The 20,482-nt window shown below is 37.3% G+C and carries 17 protein-coding genes; 16 read left to right on the top strand and 1 reads right to left on the bottom strand.

The window, feature by feature from the left end:
- Positions 1-209 precede the first annotated feature (209 nt).
- Complete coding sequence (locus BMW36_RS11225) at positions 210-1,271, bottom strand: NAD(P)/FAD-dependent oxidoreductase (RefSeq protein ID WP_089741120.1); 1,062 nt, start codon at positions 1,269-1,271, stop codon at positions 210-212.
- 275 nt (positions 1,272-1,546) lie between these two features.
- Here BMW36_RS11225 and BMW36_RS11220 point away from each other — a divergent pair, with 275 nt between their 5' ends.
- The 16 genes from BMW36_RS11220 (at position 1,547) to BMW36_RS11145 (ending at position 20,236) form a co-directional block, all read left to right on the top strand.
- Positions 1,547-2,515: an AAA family ATPase gene (locus BMW36_RS11220; protein WP_089741118.1), complete on the top strand. Its 969-nt coding sequence runs from the start codon at positions 1,547-1,549 to the stop codon at positions 2,513-2,515.
- On the top strand, positions 2,512-3,636 hold the full coding sequence (locus tag BMW36_RS11215; protein WP_089741116.1) for a DUF58 domain-containing protein: 1,125 nt from the start codon (positions 2,512-2,514) through the stop codon (positions 3,634-3,636). The genes BMW36_RS11220 and BMW36_RS11215 overlap by 4 nt, the downstream gene beginning before the upstream one ends.
- Complete coding sequence (locus tag BMW36_RS11210; RefSeq protein ID WP_089741114.1) at positions 3,626-4,930, top strand: MFS transporter; 1,305 nt, start codon at positions 3,626-3,628, stop codon at positions 4,928-4,930. Before BMW36_RS11215 ends, BMW36_RS11210 begins: the two co-directional genes overlap by 11 nt.
- Before the next feature lie 92 nt (positions 4,931-5,022).
- Positions 5,023-7,110 (top strand): flagellar filament capping protein FliD, encoded by a 2,088-nt coding sequence (gene fliD / locus BMW36_RS11205; protein WP_089741138.1) that lies wholly within the window; start codon positions 5,023-5,025, stop codon positions 7,108-7,110.
- Between the two features lie 18 nt (positions 7,111-7,128).
- Complete coding sequence (locus tag BMW36_RS11200; protein WP_089741112.1) at positions 7,129-7,305, top strand: YjfB family protein; 177 nt, start codon at positions 7,129-7,131, stop codon at positions 7,303-7,305.
- 117 nt (positions 7,306-7,422) lie between these two features.
- Entirely contained in the window at positions 7,423-7,794 is a 372-nt protein-coding gene (flaG, locus tag BMW36_RS11195; protein ID WP_089741110.1) for a flagellar protein FlaG, read from the top strand.
- 30 nt (positions 7,795-7,824) lie between these two features.
- Entirely contained in the window at positions 7,825-8,223 is a 399-nt protein-coding gene (gene fliS, locus BMW36_RS11190; protein WP_089741108.1) for a flagellar export chaperone FliS, read from the top strand.
- Positions 8,223-8,576, top strand: coding sequence for a flagellar protein FliT (gene fliT / locus BMW36_RS11185; protein WP_089741106.1), 354 nt, complete (start codon positions 8,223-8,225; stop codon positions 8,574-8,576). Before fliS ends, fliT begins: the two co-directional genes overlap by 1 nt.
- Before the next feature lie 176 nt (positions 8,577-8,752).
- Complete coding sequence (gene hpf, locus BMW36_RS11180; RefSeq protein ID WP_089741104.1) at positions 8,753-9,313, top strand: ribosome hibernation-promoting factor, HPF/YfiA family; 561 nt, start codon at positions 8,753-8,755, stop codon at positions 9,311-9,313.
- Positions 9,314-9,859: 546 nt separating this feature from the next.
- Positions 9,860-12,373, top strand: coding sequence for a preprotein translocase subunit SecA (gene secA, locus BMW36_RS11175; protein WP_089741102.1), 2,514 nt, complete (start codon positions 9,860-9,862; stop codon positions 12,371-12,373).
- A gap of 24 nt (positions 12,374-12,397) precedes the next feature.
- Positions 12,398-13,499, top strand: a protein-coding gene (gene prfB, locus BMW36_RS11170) for a peptide chain release factor 2 (protein ID WP_139180311.1) whose coding sequence is annotated in 2 segments (ribosomal slippage) — positions 12,398-12,469 and positions 12,471-13,499 — 1,101 coding nt in all. Because the reading frame shifts where the segments join, the coding sequence is not laid out codon by codon here.
- A 643-nt stretch (positions 13,500-14,142) separates the two neighbouring features.
- Entirely contained in the window at positions 14,143-14,829 is a 687-nt protein-coding gene (ftsE, locus tag BMW36_RS11165; protein WP_089741100.1) for a cell division ATP-binding protein FtsE, read from the top strand.
- The gene (gene ftsX, locus BMW36_RS11160) at positions 14,819-15,712 is read left to right on the top strand and encodes a permease-like cell division protein FtsX (RefSeq protein WP_089741098.1); all 894 of its coding nucleotides are present in this window, start codon (positions 14,819-14,821) and stop codon (positions 15,710-15,712) included. The genes ftsE and ftsX overlap by 11 nt, the downstream gene beginning before the upstream one ends.
- A gap of 29 nt (positions 15,713-15,741) precedes the next feature.
- On the top strand, positions 15,742-17,145 hold the full coding sequence (locus tag BMW36_RS11155) for a PcsB-like coiled-coil domain-containing protein (protein ID WP_089741096.1): 1,404 nt from the start codon (positions 15,742-15,744) through the stop codon (positions 17,143-17,145).
- Between the two features lie 171 nt (positions 17,146-17,316).
- Complete coding sequence (locus BMW36_RS11150) at positions 17,317-18,801, top strand: S41 family peptidase (protein WP_089741094.1); 1,485 nt, start codon at positions 17,317-17,319, stop codon at positions 18,799-18,801.
- Between the two features lie 241 nt (positions 18,802-19,042).
- Positions 19,043-20,236, top strand: coding sequence for a PDZ domain-containing protein (locus BMW36_RS11145; RefSeq protein WP_089741092.1), 1,194 nt, complete (start codon positions 19,043-19,045; stop codon positions 20,234-20,236).
- Positions 20,237-20,482: the final 246 nt, after the last annotated feature.

The raw sequence follows: 20,482 nt of genomic DNA, 5'->3' as shown, positions 1-20,482 counted from the left end.
AATGTCAACATGATGAATGGTAATATAACATTAATTATATTTTACTAATATTTTACCTTAACTTTATATTAATTTCTACAATAAATTATATGAACCGTAACAGTAGCTTAGAAAGTTCTTCTATTGATGATTTCCCAGGAAATTATCTTAAGGGATATTAGCTGTTGTAAATAAAAAAACACTGAAATTCTCAGTGCTTTTCCAATGTGTCAATGACGCTTATTTAACCATAAAACCCCTGACTTTGCCAGACGAGGCAATAAACCTGTGACAGGTTTCCTGTACATACTTCCAAAACCATCGGATTTACCAAGAGAACCTAGCTGACCTTTTAATTTAATTTCTTTTGGAGTTTTTGGTTCTTGACCATTTAGCACACTGGCAAGTATTTCTCCAATTTGTTCACCTTGAATCCCGGCTAATTGTGCACTTGGTGAATAGGAGGAAGCTGCACAATCTCCTACAACATATATATTTTGCTGGGAAGGAACCTGGTAATATTCATTGACGATTATTTTTTCTTGCCGGTCTTTTTCAAATGGAAGGCTTCGAACTAAATAGTGTGGTCTTACCCCTGCAGTCCATATGATTACGTCACTTTCAATACCTTCACCGTTGTTATAAAAAATTCCTTCAGCAACTAGTTCTACATTGGAGTGATGCAGGATTTTTACATCATTACGTAAGAACCAGTCTTCGACATATTCCTGAACCTTCTCATCAAATGCTGAAAGTACGGAAGCCCCGCGATCTAATAAACGGATGTTTAAATCAGGTCTGCTCTCTCTGATTTCTGAAGCAACTTCAATTCCGCTGAGGCCTGCTCCGACAACCGAGACCTGACTGTAGGCTGCTAGGTTATTTACTTTAATACTAGCCTGCCGTGCTTTCGAAATGGTCTGGACACTTTCTGTATATTCCATTGCACCCTGGATACCATGATAGTTATCTTCACAGCCAAGACCGATAAGTAAATAATCAAATGGGATTGCTTCTTCCTCATTTTTCAAACGGATTCTTTCATTATCAGAGTCTATTTCAATCACTTCGCCAAATATGTAATTGATCTGATGGTGGGTGGGAAAATTAATTCTTACCTCTTTATCAGATTTGGTACCTGCAGCAATTGCATAAAATTCTGTTTTTAACGAGTGGTACGGGTTGCGATCAATAACTGTTATCTCTACATTATTTGGGAGATCATGATCGATCAGCTGGTGTAATGCATTCATACCACCATACCCACCGCCAATTATGACAACTCTTTTCATCTTCAAAACCCCTGTCTATCTATATTTTCAGGTTATTCCTTTTCAAACATCCCTTTACATATCTATAAATAGACTACCAAAAATAGTCTGATAAAACTATATAAAAGACGTAAAATCAAAATGTTTTATTATTCTGAAAATAATGTTCCCATCAATTCCCCTCATATTCTCTTATGTAGGAAAAAGCATAATACTTTGCCTAAAAGTTACCATTCATGATATAACAGAATTAGAATGTTTGAAAGCGTAAACATACGTGGAAGGAGTTTTTATAAATGGAATTATTGAATGTACAAAAGGTAGCAGGAGAAATTAAACAAAATGTGAATAAAGTAGTTGTTGGCCAGGGAGAAACCATTGATTTACTGCTGGTCGCGATGATCTCCTCTGGTCATGTCTTACTCGAGGACGTGCCGGGGACTGGAAAGACACTTATGGCAAAATCCTTAGCGAAGTCCCTTGCCGGCACTTTCAGAAGAATTCAGTTTACTCCTGATTTACTGCCATCAGATATTACAGGAATCCATTTTTACAGCCAGCAAAAAGGTGAATTTGAATTTCGCCAGGGGCCGATATTTACGAATATATTGTTAGCGGACGAAATCAACCGGGCAACTCCAAGAACACAATCCAGTTTACTGGAGAGTATGGAAGAGCGACAAGTGACAATTGATGGGGAGACGCATCAGTTGGCTGAGCCGTTCTTAGTTATTGCCACACAGAATCCAATTGAAAGTCAGGGGACTTTTCCTCTTCCGGAAGCCCAGCTTGATCGTTTTTTGCTGAAAATCCAAATGGGTTACCCATCTAAGGAAGAAGGCATTGAAATACTAAAACGTTTTAAACAAGTGAATCCTTTAGCAGATTTGCAGGAAGTCGTAGATGTAGAAACAATGGTTAGCATGCAAAAAGTGTACAGTCAGGTGGAGGTAAGTGATGATGTTCTTCATTATTTAATGGAAGTCATTGAAAAAACGAGAAACCATGACAATATTGCTTTAGGAGTGAGTCCCCGCGGCAGCCAGGCGTTACTGAAGTGTGTGCAAGTTTATGCACTGTTACAGGGCAGAACTTATGTGATTCCTGATGACATTAAACAAATGGCAATCCCGGTTTTAGGACACCGTATAGTTCTGGCAAATAAGATTGGAGTGAAAGGAAACCAGACAAACAGTGTAATCAAAGAAATTTTAGATAAGGTTCCTGTTCCAACAGAGTCTGAAAAGGATTTGGTGCGGGGATGAATATAGCTTGGGTTATTGTTGTATTATTACTCATTATTGTAGTTCAGGGCATGATTTATAATAAGTGGGGATTGAAAGGAATCACCTACAAAAGAGAGTTTAAACAAAAGACGGTTTTTCAAGGAGAGGTAGTGGAGATGGTGGATCAGATAGCTAACAGGAAACTGTTGCCAATACCATGGATCCGTCTTGAATCAAAAATAAGCCGCTATTTGGCCAATACGTCTGATCAAAAGGAGAATCAGGAAATAGAGGAAGTATTTCACCGGACATTATTCAGTTTGTTACCATATCAGAAGATTACAAGGAGACATCAGTTAACCGCGACAAAAAGAGGTTATTATCCATTAGATACCGTTTCCGTTACAACAGGTGATGCAATTGGTTTCAGTGAATCGTTTGATTCGATTGAAGCTGCTACCGCTGTTACGGTATATCCTTCAATTATTCCTGTTGATGAAATACCGCTCCCCTCTCATAGCTGGTTAGGAGATATTACCGTAAAACGCTGGATTATTGAGGATCCGTTTCTACATGCAGGAGTTCGTGAATATCAAGCTGGTGATCCGTTAAATTCAATCAACTGGAAAGCAACCGCCAGATCCCAGACAATGCAAATTAATAAAAAAGACTACACAGCAGATCATCATTTAATGATTTATGTAAATTTTGATACAAATGAAGATATCCGTCTGCCGATTGAAAAACCGGAATTGATGGAAACAGCACTTTCTTATGCCGCTTCTCTTGCTGCATATACGCTAGAACGTGGAGTAGCAACAGGATTTGGCTGCAATGGTTACTTTGTGGAACCTTTTACAAACACCTTGGAAAGGATTAAACCTTCTGTCAGGACAGAACCATCTAACAGTGGCAGCCAGCTGGATTATATACTGGACACGATTGCCAAAGTGAAAATGGACCGGAGCAGAAATTTCCGCGCATTTCTGGAAGAGGATCTTGAACAGGGGATGAGTGATACAGATATTATCATATTCACCAGCCAATTGTCTGAAAGGGTTGAAATTAAGATTCGTCAATTAGAGCAACTTGGAAATGCGGTGGAGGTAGTTTTATTAAATCAGCTAACAAAAGAAGCAGGTGAAGAATATGCAAGCTAGATGGCGCACAATTCTATCGACTTTTTTACATGGTATCATCGAATTCCTGGCTTTTTTCCCAATTCTGTTGCTGATTACTGTATTGACCGTTAATGAGACTGTTTATTATTTGCTGTCAGGAATGTATTTACTGTTTGTCCTACTGGCAATAACGAGATTGCTGATCAAACAAAGACCAGTTGTATTAGTCATTGCATTGATTGTAACTAGTCTCTTCACTGTTGTGATTGGGGAAAATCTGCTATCTTATAATGCTTCCTTTATTTTAGTGTTCGTTGCTTCGTATCGTGGAGTCCAATATACAGAAAGTAATTGGGAGGAGTTATTACCTACCCGTATATTATGGGCGATTGGTTTGCCTTGCTACTTTGTTGGATATCTCCTGTTTTCCTATATCGACAGTTTGACTGATTTCCGCGGAGTCCTAAGTGGAGTTGGAACCATCTTTCTTATTGTAATGCTGTTTGTCACAAATAAGGAGCATCTGCAAAAAGAGTCACTGAATAAAGGTAAAAAGCATCGAACGAGTCAGGAAATGAAAAGAATGAACTATTTTTATCTTACTGCAACTATACTAGTTGTCTTCCTCCTGACAAATTTTCAAGTGATTCAGTCTTTTCTTTACCATAGTGTTCGTACTGTCCTGCAGGCATTTGTCTCATTTATTGAACTTTTCTCAAGTGATGAACCACCAATGGAAGAACCACCACAGCAAAGCACCCAGCCGATGTTACCAACTGATGAAGTGAGTGAGCCTTCCCGTTTCGCAGAGATTATGGAACAGATCGGAATTGTTATCGGTATAATCCTTGTTATTCTTGCAGTCCTGGTTATGCTTTCATTAATATTTAAAAAGGTACGTAACCTTGTGAAGAAAACCATATTATTTATCTGGAATGCGTTAAAACAAGTATTCACAAGCAGCCGTTCAGAAGAAACCGACTCAGAATATACAGATGAGAAAGAGAATTTATTTGACTGGAAAAATTGGCGTAAGGAGAAACAGGAAGAAATAAAAGCCCGGTTGCAGACTATTTTTGGACGCAGGGTAAAATATGAGCAATTATCATCAGAAGAAAAAGTTCGGTTTTTATTTAGAGAGATTTCAAGGGAATTGAGAAAGCAGGATAAATGGAAACCATCGATGACGGCACATGAAGTATTAAATATATCAGAAAAGGAATATCAGGAATTGCAGCAAATGTATGATCATGTTAGGTATGGAGAAGACACATTAGCCGAAAGTTATGAATCTGACTTAACGGCAATTTGGAATAAACTGCAGAGAGATTAAAATTAATTCTAAAGTTCTATTTAAGTATTGCCCTTTTGTACCGATATAATAAAAAAGAATGACTTATAAGGGACGTGAACAATTTGAGCACAATGCGTATTTCTGGATTTGCGAGTGGTATGGATATAGATACAATGGTCAGAGATTTAATGAAGGCGGAGAGTTTACCACTTCAAAAAATGCAAAAAGAAAAGCAGGTACTGGAGTGGAAACGTGACGACTACAGGAGTATGAATACACTCTTGCTGGATTTTAAAGATTCATTACTGAATATGCGGATGACAACAAGCTATAGAGCGAGACAAGTGGCATCAAGTAATGAAGATTTTATAACAGCAACAGCTTCAAGTGCTGCCAACCAGACATCTTATACGATTTCAAAAGTAGAACAATTGGCAACAGCATCAACCATGGTGAACGATGGGAAAATCTCTGATCCTAATGGTGAGAAAGTTGATGCAACAAAAGGACTCTTTAGTCAAAGTGACAGGTTTGCAGCGGAAGAGAATCCATGGAAACAGGGAGCAATTGAAAAAAAATCACTAACAGCAAGTACGATAGGCCAAGAACTTTCCTTGGATCCTAATATCACAGATAAAGAAGCCGTAAGTATTAAAGTGAATGGAAAAGGATTTGAAGTGTTAACATCTTCACTAGCACCAGGAGAAGAGTTGGCTGATAATCAAGTTTTATTAGGTGATAATGGAGAGCTTACTTTTGCAGCTGGTGTTATCCAAAAAGGTACTAAGGTATCAGCTGAATATATTGTAAATAGTAAAACGGAATCACATACCTTAGCAGAAGGCGGGAAAACAATTCAATTGTCGGCAGGTTCTATAGTATCAAATGATGATACAAACAACATTTTCAATCTGAAAATTGGTTCTGACAATTATGGTTTCAGTACTAGTGACTCAACGGGAAATGATAACGAATATTATCTAAAAAATAAAAATGATGGAACTACGCTTGGTGTTATTAACACTGAAACAGGAAAGATCACTCTCGATAATCCAGTAGATCAGGAAACCAGTATTGAGACTACCTATCAACAAAATTATACACACTTTTCTGTAAATGCTCATGCAGAAGATGGAAAGCAATTCGGTGATTTTATTATTGCTGGTAATGAATCCATTAATCAGGTTGTAAGTGAAGTAAATAAAGCCAATATTGGTGTAGCAATGTTATATGATTCATTTTCGGATCAATTAACACTCAGAAGGACCGAAACAGGAAACTTCAATGAAGGGGCTGCACAAATAGAAACAAACGGCACTTTAATAAATGATATATTTAATTTTGGTGGTGCAACCGAAGATATTGGACAAAATGCAAAGTTTATAATTAATGGGTTAGAAACAGAACGTTACAGCAATACATTTGACATTGAAGGTGTCACATTTAACCTGAAACAGACATTTGATGCTACAGATACCGGAACAGATCAACCTGTATCTTTAAACATTTCCAATGACTCTGAAACGGTCTTTGAAAATATTAAAGAATTCGTTGAAACTTATAATACGTTAATTGATGCAGTTAACGGTAAAGTAACGGAAACATTTTATCGGGATTATGACCCGCTAACAGATGAACAAAGAGAGAGTTTAACTGAGAAACAGCAGGAAGATTGGGAAGAACGCGCAAAAAGTGGTTTATTACGGAATGATGCGATTCTTAGAGATGTTTTATCAAGTATGAGGACAGACTTTTATTCTCCTGTTGATAATGATCAGTCAGTTGGAGCATTTAATCAATTAGCAGCAATAGGTATTACAACAACTAAAGATTATATGTCTGGCGGGAAATTAGAGATTAATGAGGCGAAACTGAAAGAAGCGATTGAACAAGATCCAGATTCGGTAGAAAATCTTTTCCGCGGCGGTGAAGATGGAGATACTTTTGGAGAAAAGGGAATCGCCCGCCGTTTGACAGATACCGTTGACGCGGCAATGAATAAGATATATGAACGAGCAGGAAGAGCGTCCTATTCTACTCATCAGTATACCCTTGGTCGCAACCTCGATGATATGGATAAACAAATTGAGAGATTTGAGGATCGGCTTACCCAAATTGAAGACAGATATTGGAGACAATTTACTGCAATGGAGCAGGCAATCGCAAAATACAATAACCAATCCAGTTATTTAATGCAGCAATTTGGAGGTTTCCAATAATAATAAAGGAGGGTTAAAATGGATATTGCAGCAATGTCAGTTATAATGAATCAAGCACAAGTTAAACAGCAGGCAAGTATAGCTGTAATGGATAAAGCGTTAAATCAGGCTGAAACACAGTCAAGTGATATGATTAAGATGTTAGAAAGTTCCATGGAGCCTCACCTGGGCAGTTCTATTGATATTAAAGCTTAATGGGACGATGGAATCTAGAGATTGAGAAGATCTCTAGATTCTTTTACATTTTGGCTAAAGATTCTGTTACATTATCCGATATAATTAGTAAACTTAATAGAGGAGATGAATTTTGGCATGGAAATTGGGAAAATGATCACTGGATCTCCAATTCTGCAAAACACAGACACCAAAGAGCAATCCATATCAGCAGCAGTAGATAGATCCAATAACCATGTAAATGAATCAAAAAAACCAGAAAATAAGAATATACCTGAAGAATTATCGAAAGAAAACGCTAAAAGTATGGTAGATGGGTTAAATTCTTTTCTAGAACCGACAAACACGAATATAAGATATGAGTATCACGAAAAACTGGAAAGATATTATGTAACCGTCGTTAATTCAGATACAGATGAAGTAGTCAAGGAAATCCCTCCGAAGAAACTATTGGATGTTTATGCAGGAATGGCAGAATTAATGGGATTTATCGTTGACGAGAAAATATGAGCAATTTTTGAAATAGAGGAGCGTTAACTAATGGCTTATCAGCAATATCAGGCATACCAGAACAACTCAGTAAATACGGCATCTCCAGGGGAATTAACATTAATGCTTTATAATGGTAGCTTGAAATTTATCAAACAAGCTAGAAAAGCTGTCGAAGAAAAAGATTACCAGAAGAAAAATGAAATGGTACAGAAAACACAAAACATTGTAAGGGAATTAATGGTTACCTTGGACCAGGATGCACCGATCACCCTGCAAATGATGCCGCTATATGATTTTGTCTATCATTGTTTAACACAGGCAAATGTGAATAATGATCTTGATCAACTAGCACAGGCAGAGGAAATTCTTACTCAATTCCGCGATACTTGGAAAGAAGTAATAAAGCAGGAAAGAATTCGAAAACATGGACAAGGTGTTAAATCATAATGAATCCACTTAAGGAATATATCAATCTTACTCAGGAAATGATTCAGCTTCTTGATCAGCCAATCAAAAGTGAATCCAGAGAGGAAGCAATAAAAGAAATTGATTCCCTTCTTGATAAAAGAGAGACGTTAGTCCAGGCGATTAGTCCGCCTTATAATGCGGAGGATACTAAATTGGGAAAACAATGCTTAGCATTGGATCAGGAGTTAGAGCCTAAATTACAATTAGTCCTAACAAAAATAAAGACGAGCATGCGGAATAATAAAAAACAGACGCGTTCGACAAAACAATACTTAAATCCATACAAACAACTCTCTACATATGACGGGATGTTTCTGGATTCAAAAAAATAGATGACTACTTAATTGTAGCATCTATTTTTTATTTGGTTCATCCTGTTTTTACATGTTAAGATTTCGTAAAAAAGTTTCAGAATATATTGACATTTTGCTCGTTTTAACCAAGCGAAGTGTGGTATTATAGATATATAGCTTATAAAGCTTTATAGTTTGAAAGGAGGACACTTTTTATGAAATACAACATTCGTGGTGAAAATGTAGAAGTGACTGGAGCAATTAAGGAATATGTCGAAAGAAAAATTGGCAAGTTAGAAAGATACTTTGACACTCCTCCCACTTCTGATGTAAATGTAAACATAAGTGTCTATAATGAGGAGCAGCAGATTGAGGTTACTATTCCGATGACTAACCTGATGCTTCGTGCAGAGGTACAACATGCGGATTTATATGCTGCTATTGATCTTGTTGTTGACAAACTAGAAAGGCAAATTCGTAAGCATAAAACAAAAGTAAACCGAAAATTCCGTCAGCAGGGCTCCCCGAAGCATGTATTTGCAGAGTTGGAGAAAGAAGCTGCTGTCAGAAGCAATGTAGATTTACTGGATGATGATGAAATAGAAATTGTAAGGACAAAACGATTTGATTTAAAACCAATGGACTCAGAAGAAGCAGTATTGCAAATGGATATGTTAGGACACGCTTTCTTTGTCTTTGAAAATTCAATTACAGGTAATACCAATGTAGTATATAAACGCCGTGACGGTCGTTATGGTCTGATCGAGCCTAGCTGATAAATACTTATATAAAAGATGGTTTGCATATGCAAATCATCTTTTTCTCTTTAAAAGAAATTCGAATCTTGTCACATTGTCTGGGAAGTTTAAGTTCCTTTTCCGTAAAAATAGAACCATGTTTCCCGAATGCTTCCCATAAAAATACTAATTTACTAATTTTTCAACAGAGTATACATGTGGTATAAATACAGTATCCCCTCACCGAGAAGGTCAAACTTCCTCTCAGCCAACCTTCTCTTCAAAAAAGAAGCGGCCAATTACCAGCTGCTTCTTTTCCTCAATATTATACTCTCATAGTTTGGAGAAATCTTTATTCTATCCAAACTTAATATAACCTCTATCAGCCGATTGTTGTCAATTTCTTCATTCCAATGTTATGATATAAAGTGGATTAACACAATTCAATGACAAATAGTAGGCTTTATCACAGACTCTAAGCATCCTGATAAGTCTCGCTAATGCTCAGTAAGGGATTAAAATCTAAACTGAGTAAAAGTCTCACTTTATTGGCATTGCCAAGTATGGAAAAGAGGAGCGGCTAGTATGCGTGGATTATTAAACAAAGTCTTTGGGACAGGTAACCAGAGACAACTGAAAAGTTTAGAAAAAGTTGCATCAGAAATTGAAGCATTGGAACCATCAATGCAGCAGCTGTCTGATTATCAATTACAAAATAAAACAGAAGAATTTAAGCAAAGGTATCAAAATGGAGAATCATTAGATGATTTGCTTATGGAAGCATATGCAGTAGTTAGGGAAGCATCAAAAAGAGTATTAGGAATGCGGCCATATAATGTTCAGTTACTTGGTGCGATTGCAATGCATCATGGTGATATATCCGAAATGAAAACAGGGGAAGGGAAAACATTAGCTTCCACTATGCCTGTTTATTTAAATGCTGTCACAGGTAAAGGTGTGCATGTGATTACAGTCAATGACTACTTAGCAGACCGTGATGCCAGTGAAATGGGCAAACTGTATGATTTTTTAGGAATGACAGTTGGTCTTAACAAAAATGGCATGTCTAAAGAAGAGAAGCGGGAAGCCTATGCAGCAGACATTACGTATGGTACCAATAATGAGTTTGGATTTGATTACTTACGTGACAATATGGTGTTATACAAAGAACAAATGGTACAGCGTTCTTTGCATTTTGCCATAATTGATGAGGTTGACTCGATTTTAATTGATGAAGCGAGAACACCACTTATTATTTCAGGTACTGCGAAAAAGTCTGCAACTCTTTATCAACAGGCAAATTCATTTGTAAGAACATTACAAAATGAAGAAGATTACACATATGATGAAAAATCCAAAGGAGTTCAATTAACCGAAGAAGGGATGAACAAGGCAGAGCGTTTCTTCCAGGTTGATAATTTATTTGATTTAAATAATGTCACTTTAACACACCACATTAACCAGGCATTGAAAGCACATGTCTCCATGCACAAAGATACAGATTATGTGGTGGAAGAAGACCAGGTAGTAATTGTCGACCAATTTACCGGTCGTTTAATGAAAGGTCGCCGCTACAGTGACGGATTACACCAGGCAATTGAAGCAAAAGAAGGGCTTCAAATCCAGAACGAAAGTATGACACTTGCGTCCATCACTTTCCAGAACTATTTCCGTATGTATGAGAAATTAGCAGGGATGACAGGTACCGCAAAAACAGAGGAAGAGGAATTCCGTAATATTTATAATATGGATGTTATTGCGATACCTACTAATAAACCAATTATCAGGGAAGACAAACCTGACTTGATTTTTCAGACAATGGAAGGTAAATTCAGAGCAGTAGTGGAAGAGATTAAAGAACGTAATCAAAAAGGACAGCCTGTTTTAGTTGGTACAGTTGCTGTGGAAACTTCTGAAATAATTTCTAAATATCTTTCCAAAGCTGGTGTTAAACATAATGTGCTAAATGCGAAAAATCATTATCGTGAAGCAGAGATTATTGAAAATGCCGGTCAAAAAGGTGCTGTTACCATCGCTACAAACATGGCAGGGCGTGGTACAGATATTAAACTTGGAGAAGGTGTGAAAGAACTTGGCGGTCTGGCAGTAATCGGTACAGAACGTCATGAGTCACGCCGGATTGATAACCAGCTTCGAGGTCGTTCCGGACGTCAGGGAGATCCGGGTGTGACGCAGTTTTATTTATCAATGGAAGATGAATTGATGCGCCGTTTCGGTTCTGACAATATGAAGGCAATGATGGAAAGAATGGGAATGGATGATTCCCAGCCGATTGAAAGTAAATTGGTTTCCAGAACAGTGGAATCTGCTCAGAAACGTGTGGAAGGAAACAACTTCGATGCCCGGAAAACGATTCTTTCCTATGATGATGTATTACGTCAGCAGCGTGAGATTATTTACAAACAGCGTTATGATGTAATCGATTCTGATAATTTACGAGAAATCATTAAACAGATGATTGAAACAACCGTTGATTCAGCTATTGAGACATATATGTCGGATGATGTACCAGAAAACTGGAATATATCTGGTTTAACGGAATATCTGCACGGAACATTATTAGAACCTGAATGGATTGCAGAAGCCGATCTGAAAGGCAAAGAACAAGATCAGGTGAAAGCAATTATTTTAGAGAAAGTCCAGGCAAAATATGATCAGAAAGAAGAAGAACTTACGCCTGAGCAAATGCGGGAATTTGAGAAAGTAATTCTTCTCCGAACAGTTGATACGAAATGGATGGATCATATTGATCAAATGGACCAGTTACGTCAAGGTATTCATTTACGCGCATATGGCCAAAATGATCCGCTTAGAGAATACCAGATGGAAAGTTTTGCAATGTTCGAACAAATGATTGAATCCATAAATGAAGAAGTTGCAAAATATGTAATGAAGGCACAAATTCGTGAAAATTTAAAACGCGAGGCTGTTGTTAAAGAGACACAAGCCGTTTCTGGTGGCAATCAGGAAAAGAAAAAAGTAAAGAAACCGTATGTGAAAGCTCAGACAGTTGGCAGAAATGACCCATGTCCATGTGGCAGCGGGAAAAAGTATAAACAGTGTCACGGGCAGGCATAACAAGAAAACTGACGAGGTGGAAAGATGGAATTAGTAGAAATTAAACAGGAACTTGATAAAATGGCTAAGCGATTAGCGGACTTCAGGGGGTCTCTTTGACTTAGAAACTAAGAGAGCCCGGATTGCTGAATTAGACGAGATCATGTCTGATCCCTCATTTTGGGATGATCAGCAAGCTGCACAAAAAGTTATAAACGAAGCAAATGGTTTGAAAGAATTAGTGCAGGCATTTGACCGTAATGAAGAAAATCTGGAAAATGCCGAAGTATCATATGAATTAGTGAAAGAAGAAAATGATGAAGAACTTCAGCAGGACTTGGAAAATGAAGTGGGTGAACTTACTGAGGCACTCAACCAGTTTGAATTGTTCATTTTACTAAGTGAACCATATGATAAAAATAATGCCATTCTTGAATTACACCCAGGCGCTGGTGGAACGGAATCACAGGACTGGGCGAGTATGCTTCTGCGCATGTATACCAGATGGGCAGAAGCAAAAGGGTTTAAAGTGGAAACACTCGACTATCTTCCAGGAGAGGAAGCTGGTGTCAAAAGTGTGACATTGCTCATTAAAGGCCATAATGCTTATGGTTATTTAAAAGCGGAAAAAGGTGTGCACCGTCTTGTAAGGATTTCACCGTTTGATTCTTCCGGCAGACGCCATACTTCTTTTGTATCATGTGATGTGATGCCAGAACTTGACGATGATATTGATATCGATGTAAAAACAGAAGACTTAAAGATTGATACGTACCGTTCAAGTGGTGCAGGTGGACAGCATGTTAACACGACAGACTCAGCTGTCCGTATTACTCACATTCCAACAAACACGGTGGTAACGTGTCAGTCAGAAAGATCGCAAATCAAAAACCGTGAACAGGCAATGAAGATGTTAAAAGCAAAATTATATCAGTTGGAAATTGAAAAACAACAACAGCAATTGAATGACATCCGCGGTGAACAGAAAGAGATTGGCTGGGGAAGTCAGATTCGTTCCTACGTCTTCCATCCATATTCCATGGTAAAAGACCACCGAACAGATCATGAAACTGGCAATACTCAGGCAGTGATGGACGGAGAACTTGATCCATTTATTGATGCATATCTCCGGTCTGTTATGAATTAATTCATATATTCAAAGTGAAATCCGGCAGTGACTCGAAATTTCCAATCAGGCCGGATTTTAAATTTCTCAGAAGGACGAGAAGAAACACTTCCCTTTTCCTCTTTCTCCACAAATGATAAACTTCTTTATCTCCAAACTTAAGCTGTGTGCTAATAATCTATTCTCTAGTATATTACGACAATATATATAGTGTTACGTTCTTTATAGTAAAATTATTGCATAAAGAAAAGATTTCATATTTTTTACAAAATTCATCAATCTAAAGAAAAAGTCACACAAACCTTGTCAGAAATTTGTGAAAATTTATTACTTTCTAAATATAACGATGTGATTAGAGTCTCTGGTCCCATTGTCGATTTGAATGAATGATGGTATAGTATGGGTTGAGTAAATATATTCATTTTATATGGTTTATGGTCAGTTTTTATATCTTTATATGGATAAATAGTAGGAGATAATCCATTGCGAAAGTATTTCTAATTAACTAGTTATAAAGAACCATTGTTCGAAATGTAATTGTAATAAAAAATTAGCCGAAAAATTGCTCTATTTTTGTTATAATGGATATTGTGAGACGAAAATTGTTGGAATTTAACATTAAAAGAAAATTGATGACTAAATTTATATAAAAGGTGAGAATGATATGATAGAAATGCAGGATGTATTCATGACATATCCAAATGGTGTTGTTGCCCTGAATGGTATAAGTGTGAAAATCAACCAGGCTGAATTTGTATATATAGTAGGACATAGTGGTGCAGGTAAATCGACATTTACCAAGCTCATGTTCCGTGAAGAAGTCCCGATGAAAGGGAAAATCACGGTAAATGATCAGGATATCAGTAAGTTGAAGTGGAAAGACGTACCTTACTTCAGGAGAAATATTGGAGTAGTCTATCAGGATTTCCGTCTGTTGCCGAAACTGACAGTCTATGAAAATATCGCTTTTGCATTGGAAGTAATCGAAGAAACACCAAAAAATATTAGAAAACGTGTAATGAAAGTTTTAGACCAGGTCGGTTTAAAAAATAAGGCAAGATTTATACCGGACGAGCTATCGGGTGGAGAACAACAGCGTGTGGCTATTGCCCGGGCAATAGTTAACAGACCAAGCATCTTAATTGCTGATGAACCGACAGGGAACCTGGATCCGGATACTTCATGGGAAATTATGCGGATACTCGAGGAAATTAACTCTGGCGGAACTACGATAGTGATGGCCACACATAGTAAAGAGATTGTTAATACAGTAAGAAAACGTGTTATTGCAATGGAAGATGGAATTATTGTACGTGATGAACATAGGGGAGAGTACGGTTATGAAATTTAGTACGTTAAAGAGGCATTTTAAAGAAGGAGCCCGGAATACATGGCGGAACAGCTGGATGACCATAGCATCCATTGGGGCAGTTACGACAACACTGATTCTCGTAGGTGTATTTCTTGTCGTAATACTGAATTTAAACCATATTGCCAATAAATTAGAAGAAGATGTGCAAATCAAAGCATTAATCGAATTAACAGCAGAACAAACAGATGTTGATCAGTTGGAAGCAGATATTAAAGCTATTCCCAAGGTAGATACTGTCGAATTTTTAACAAAAGAGGAAGAGTTGGAAAACTTAATCGAGAGTATGGGAGAGCAAGGACAAGCATGGACATTGTATGAGCAGGACAACCCGTTAAATGATGCATTTGTCGTACAGACAACGGATCCGCTTGATACAGAAGATGTTGCCAGTCAGATTGAGCAGATGGAGAACATTAAGAGTGTGAACTTCGGGCAGGACTATGTCGATAAATTGTTTACCTTTAATCAGTATGCAAGAAATGTGGGGCTGGTTTTAATATTTGCTTTAGTATTTACAGCGATATTCCTTATTTCCAATACAATAAAAATTACAATTCTGGCAAGAAAAAAGGAAATTGGAATTATGAAGCTTGTAGGAGCAACAAACAGTTTTATTCGCTGGCCGTTCTTCGTAGAAGGAATGATTCTTGGAATCCTGGGAAGTATTCTGCCGATTCTCATCATATTGATTGGATATTACTACCTGGAAAGAAGCGGTGTGACAATCCAGCAATTTAACTTTGTACAAATCCTTCCATTTAACCCGTTTGCATTCCAAATTGCGGGGATTATTGTTGGAATTGGTGTCTGTATCGGTGTATGGGGAAGTTTAATGAGTGTTCGTAAGTTCTTGAAAGTTTAAACGAGAAAGTCTTAGAGAGGGGAAAATAAATGAAGAAATATTTCTTTTTAATTGTTTCTACATTTGTAATATTTACTATTTTAAGTACTTCTGTTTCTGCAGAAACTATTAATGAATTACAAGATAAAGTGAATGAACTGGAAAAGGACCAGCAATCGGTTCAGAGTGAAGCTGGTGAAGTAAAGAACGAAGTACAGGAAACAAAAGAGAAAATCGAAGAGAATCAGGAAATGCAGGCACAGACAAATAGTGAAATCGTTGAGATTGACAGCAAATTAACTACAACACAGAATAAATTAACAGCAAAAGAAAACGAAATTGCAACAACTAACAATGAGATTACGGAAACAGAAAATGAGATTACTAAAACTGAGGAAGAAATTACTCAATTAAAAGAAGATATTGAAGAATTACAGGCTGAAATTATAGCATTGCAGGAAAAGATTGATGCAAGAGAAGAATTATTGAAAAACAGACTCCGCTCGATTCAGGAAAGTGGCGGCAATATCAATTATATTGAGGTAATTCTTGGTGCTCAAAGCTTTGGAGATTTTATTAACAGAGCAACTGCCGTGAACAAAATAATGGATTCTGATAAAACTATTATGGAAGAACAGCAGGCAGACAGAGAAAAGTTGGAAAAGAATAAACAGGAACTAGAAGAAAGTAAAAAAGAGTTAGAAGAAAAGCAGGCTTCACTGGAAGCAAGCAAAAAAGAGCTAGAGGCTAAAAAAGCGCAATTAGTAGCTCAAAAAAGTGAATTAGACAGTATTAAAGCGACTTTGGATCAGCAGATGAATAAGAAACAAGAATTAATGGCTAATCTGGAACATGAAGAGGATGAATTACATACTCATCAAATGTCCTTAGCTGAGCAACAGGAAACACTGAATAATCAAGCAGCGATTATTGAAAAAGCAAAAAAAGAAGCGCAGCAAAAAATAAACCAGAAGATTCAGCAGCAACAACAGCAACAGCAGGCTTCAGGAGGCAGCTCGAGTTCGGGATCCAGCAGCGGCGGATCTTTATCTGCTGGTGGTAACGGCAGCTTGATCTGGCCGACAACCGGCCGACAGAGCTCAGGCTTTGGCCCGCGTTCCTTTAATGGCGGCAGTTATCATTACGGTCTGGATATTGCTAATGGAACAGGAACTCCAGTAAGTGCGGCAGCATCGGGTGTTGTAACAAGAGCAAATTATTCTCCAAGTTATGGTAATGTAATTTATATTTACCATGTAGATCTAGATTTAACGACAGTATATGCCCACTTAAACAGTATCGGTGTATCACTGGGACAATCTGTATCTCAAGGGCAGTATATTGGAGGAATGGGAAATACCGGTGAATCTTTCGGCAGTCATTTACACTTTGAAGTACATCAAGGCAGCTGGAGTTATCATGGCGGGGTAAATCCGATAAATTATTTACCTTAATTGATACGGTTGTAACAAGAAAAATGAATGTTATTTGGACAAGCGGATAAAAAATATAAAAAGACATCACAAAATACTTGTGATGTCTTTTTTAAACCTTCATAATATAAATATTAGGAAATACATTTTATAGAGGATGTATTATAAGATGGAACAGTTTGGGGTGGAAGAATGAATATTAAGAAAAGGTATATTGTATTAATAGCGTTTATAGCTATCGTTATAGGTGCAGTCGGAACATATGCAGCAGGTCAGTTATTCAGTAATTTCTCTAATAATAGTAACAGTGGACTAGCCAGTACAGACAGAGACTTATTATTGGAGTTAGCAGATCAGCAGGAAGTACTGGAAGAGAACATGGGTGAAATGTCCAAGGTAGTGAATGCCTTCACGATTATCAAAGAAAATTATGTGGAAGAAGTGGATGACAATCAGTTAATTGAAGGTGCTATTCAGGGGATGCTCCAGTCACTTGGTGATCCGTATACCGTTTATATGGACAAGGAAACGATGGAGCAGTTTAACGAACAAATTGAGTCATCCTTTGAAGGGATTGGGGCGGAAGTCTCCATGGTCAACGGAAATGTCACCATAGTAGCCCCGATCAAAGATTCGCCGGCAGAAAAAGCTGGACTTAAGCCGAATGACCAGATTTTAACGGTTGACGGGGAAAGTGTAGAGGGACTTGACTTATATGAGGCAGTGAACAAAATACGCGGTGAAAAAGGCTCGGAAGTAACAATAGAGATCAGAAGACCGGGTGTGGAAGATCTCCTCTCCATTGATATTACAAGAGATTCAATTCCATTGCAGACAGTATATGTGGAAGAAAAAGAAACAGATGGTAAATTGATCGGAATCATCGAATTGACTTCATTTTCTGAGAATACTGCAAAAGAATTTGCAGCAGAAGTTGAGAAACTTGAAGAGAAAGGTATGGACGGGTTAGTTATTGATGTACGAGGAAACCCTGGCGGTTTGCTTCCGGCAGTTGAAGAGATCTTAAAACTATTTGTCACAAAAGATACACCATACTTGCAAATAGAAGATCCAACAGGGAAGAAATCCAGATATTTCTCTGATTTAGAGACGGCGAAGGATTACCCAATTGTTACTTTAATTAATGAAGGCAGTGCTTCTGCTTCTGAAATCCTTGCTGTTTCCTTAAAAGAAGCGATGAATTATGAGGTAGTAGGGACAACATCTTTCGGAAAAGGAACGGTGCAGCAAACTGTTTCAATGGGTGATGGAAGTACAATTAAAATTACCCGGTTTAAATGGTTGTCACCTGAAGGGAACTGGATCCATGAAGATGGCGTGGAACCGACTGTAGAACAGGAAATGCCTGATTATTATTATGCAAACCCTGTTCAGGTGAAGGATGATCCTTTTGCATATAATGAAAGTGATCCAAATATTGAAGACATTCAATTAATGTTAGAAGGACTTGATTACAACCCTGGACGGTTAGATGGGTATTTTGATGAAGGTACGAAGAAAGCAGTAGAAGCTTTTCAGAAAGATAATGAACTTGAAGTTACTGGTGAAGTAGATCAGTCAACAGCCGAAGTATTGCAAACAAAGTTAATGGAAAAAGTACGTAACGGTGCGGATGATCTTCAGCTCGAAAAAGCAATTGAAGTATTAACTAAATAAGGATAAAGGGATCCTCTGTTATTAAAGACTCTCTGGAGTATATAATAATAGGGGATTTTTTTATTTTCCTCCCCGTATTTGAGAAAAATATTATTAAAATAATTCATTACCACGGAGTGTGGACTACATGTAAATTGGTATAATATTAGTAGATTGAAAAAAATAGGGGTAGCCAAATCTGTGTTTTTTAAGGATAATAGATTATAAATCCCTGTGCTTTGTAAGAAAGGAGAATACATGAATGGATTGGCTACTAGAAACCGTGTATGCGGTATTGAGAATTTTCACACAGCCGTTTATATACCTGTTCATCGCCTTATTGCTTGTAAGCGGATATTACCGGATAAAGCAGGACAGGCAGTCATTCGGAATTAAGGTATATCCTTATTTTGATGAATATAAACAAACGTGGCTCATATCTTTACTGGCAGGAATTATAATTTCTGCAATCTCAGTTGCAGCAGGTTTTATATTTACAATGCCATTATTGGCTTTATTAGGTATTATCATTATCATTATGTCATTATTTAGGCGTTTCTTTTTTTTATCAGCAAGCTATACATTAGGGATTGGTTACCTTACAGTTTTTATACTGTCTCTATATGACTTCTCCTTTCTGCCTGCTAGCTGGATTAGCTCAATAGAGCAAATTAACTTTATTTATTTGCCATTATTAATTGCTCTATTGCTGATAGTGGAAGGAGTCCTATTAATTAGGACAAAACCAATGAATACATATCCTGAAATTACTAAAAGCTTAAGAGGGAAATTTTTGGGACGTCACCGTATAAAAAAATTAGCGGTCATTCCGTTTTTTGCATGGATTCCTTCTGGATTAATCGAACCTTTTGCACCATGGCTGCCATACTTGCAAATTGATGGTGAATCCTATGGACTGATCATTGTGCCATTTTTAATCGGTTATGAACATGCGGTGAGGAATTCTATCCCGAAGCATGGAGCAAAATGGATTGCTTCCAAAGTATTTATTCTGGCAGGTTTGCTGGTTGCTTTGACGGTTGCGAGTTATTTTTACGAAGTTTTTATTATAATTAGTGTCATTTTTGCGGTAATAGGCAGACTAGTGATTCAGTACTGGTTCAGGTTGTATGATCAGAACCAGAATCCTATGTTCCAGCTGGGCGGAGATGGAATATTTGTTTTGGGGATTTTACCCAATTCTACAGCAGAACACTTAAAGATAGAACCTGGAGAAAGAATTGTAAAAGTAAATGAAATTACTGTCAATAATGAGCGTGAGTTTTATCATGCGATACAATTGAACCGGGCCTTCTGTAAGCTAGTAATAAAAGATTTGAATGGCGAAATCCGATTTAGTAAGAGTCCGCTTTACGAACACGATCATCATGAATTAGGTGTGGTACTGGTAAAAGATAATGACCCAATCGACTGGAGTACAGATCAGGTTAAGTAAGATTTATCATCATTGATCGTGTAATCATAATAAATTAAGTGTGCTTATGCTTACGTTTTAATGACGTTCTACATTTTTTTATTTTTACGTATGTTCAGTTTACGCAAGTTATGATACAGCAAGTTAAATATTGTTCACTGGATAAACCAAACAGTTTTTTTGTCACATGCATAATGAGGCTCTCTAAAGCGGAGGCCGCACACTCAACTTACGTTTTTTTTAGTGCTAAAATCTTCATTTGAGTGG

It is taken from the genome of Gracilibacillus ureilyticus, from assembly GCF_900111195.1.
GTDB lineage: Bacteria > Bacillota > Bacilli > Bacillales > Amphibacillaceae > Gracilibacillus > Gracilibacillus ureilyticus.
Note: the sequence above shows the minus strand (reverse complement) of the source record. Positions and strands in the feature narration are given on the sequence as shown.

Bases quoted from the DNA above. Each gene is read 5' to 3' on its own strand.
- BMW36_RS11225 (WP_089741120.1), bottom strand. From the start codon at position 1,271: ATGAAAAGAGTTGTCATAATTGGCGGTGGGTATGGTGGTATGAATGCA.
- BMW36_RS11220 (WP_089741118.1), top strand. From the start codon at position 1,547: ATGGAATTATTGAATGTACAAAAGGTAGCAGGAGAAATTAAACAAAAT.
- BMW36_RS11215 (WP_089741116.1), top strand. From the start codon at position 2,512: ATGAATATAGCTTGGGTTATTGTTGTATTATTACTCATTATTGTAGTT.
- BMW36_RS11210 (WP_089741114.1), top strand. From the start codon at position 3,626: ATGCAAGCTAGATGGCGCACAATTCTATCGACTTTTTTACATGGTATC.
- fliD (WP_089741138.1), top strand. From the start codon at position 5,023: ATGCGTATTTCTGGATTTGCGAGTGGTATGGATATAGATACAATGGTC.
- BMW36_RS11200 (WP_089741112.1), top strand. From the start codon at position 7,129: ATGGATATTGCAGCAATGTCAGTTATAATGAATCAAGCACAAGTTAAA.
- flaG (WP_089741110.1), top strand. From the start codon at position 7,423: ATGGAAATTGGGAAAATGATCACTGGATCTCCAATTCTGCAAAACACA.
- fliS (WP_089741108.1), top strand. From the start codon at position 7,825: ATGGCTTATCAGCAATATCAGGCATACCAGAACAACTCAGTAAATACG.
- fliT (WP_089741106.1), top strand. From the start codon at position 8,223: ATGAATCCACTTAAGGAATATATCAATCTTACTCAGGAAATGATTCAG.
- hpf (WP_089741104.1), top strand. From the start codon at position 8,753: ATGAAATACAACATTCGTGGTGAAAATGTAGAAGTGACTGGAGCAATT.
- secA (WP_089741102.1), top strand. From the start codon at position 9,860: ATGCGTGGATTATTAAACAAAGTCTTTGGGACAGGTAACCAGAGACAA.
- ftsE (WP_089741100.1), top strand. From the start codon at position 14,143: ATGATAGAAATGCAGGATGTATTCATGACATATCCAAATGGTGTTGTT.
- ftsX (WP_089741098.1), top strand. From the start codon at position 14,819: ATGAAATTTAGTACGTTAAAGAGGCATTTTAAAGAAGGAGCCCGGAAT.
- BMW36_RS11155 (WP_089741096.1), top strand. From the start codon at position 15,742: ATGAAGAAATATTTCTTTTTAATTGTTTCTACATTTGTAATATTTACT.
- BMW36_RS11150 (WP_089741094.1), top strand. From the start codon at position 17,317: ATGAATATTAAGAAAAGGTATATTGTATTAATAGCGTTTATAGCTATC.
- BMW36_RS11145 (WP_089741092.1), top strand. From the start codon at position 19,043: ATGGATTGGCTACTAGAAACCGTGTATGCGGTATTGAGAATTTTCACA.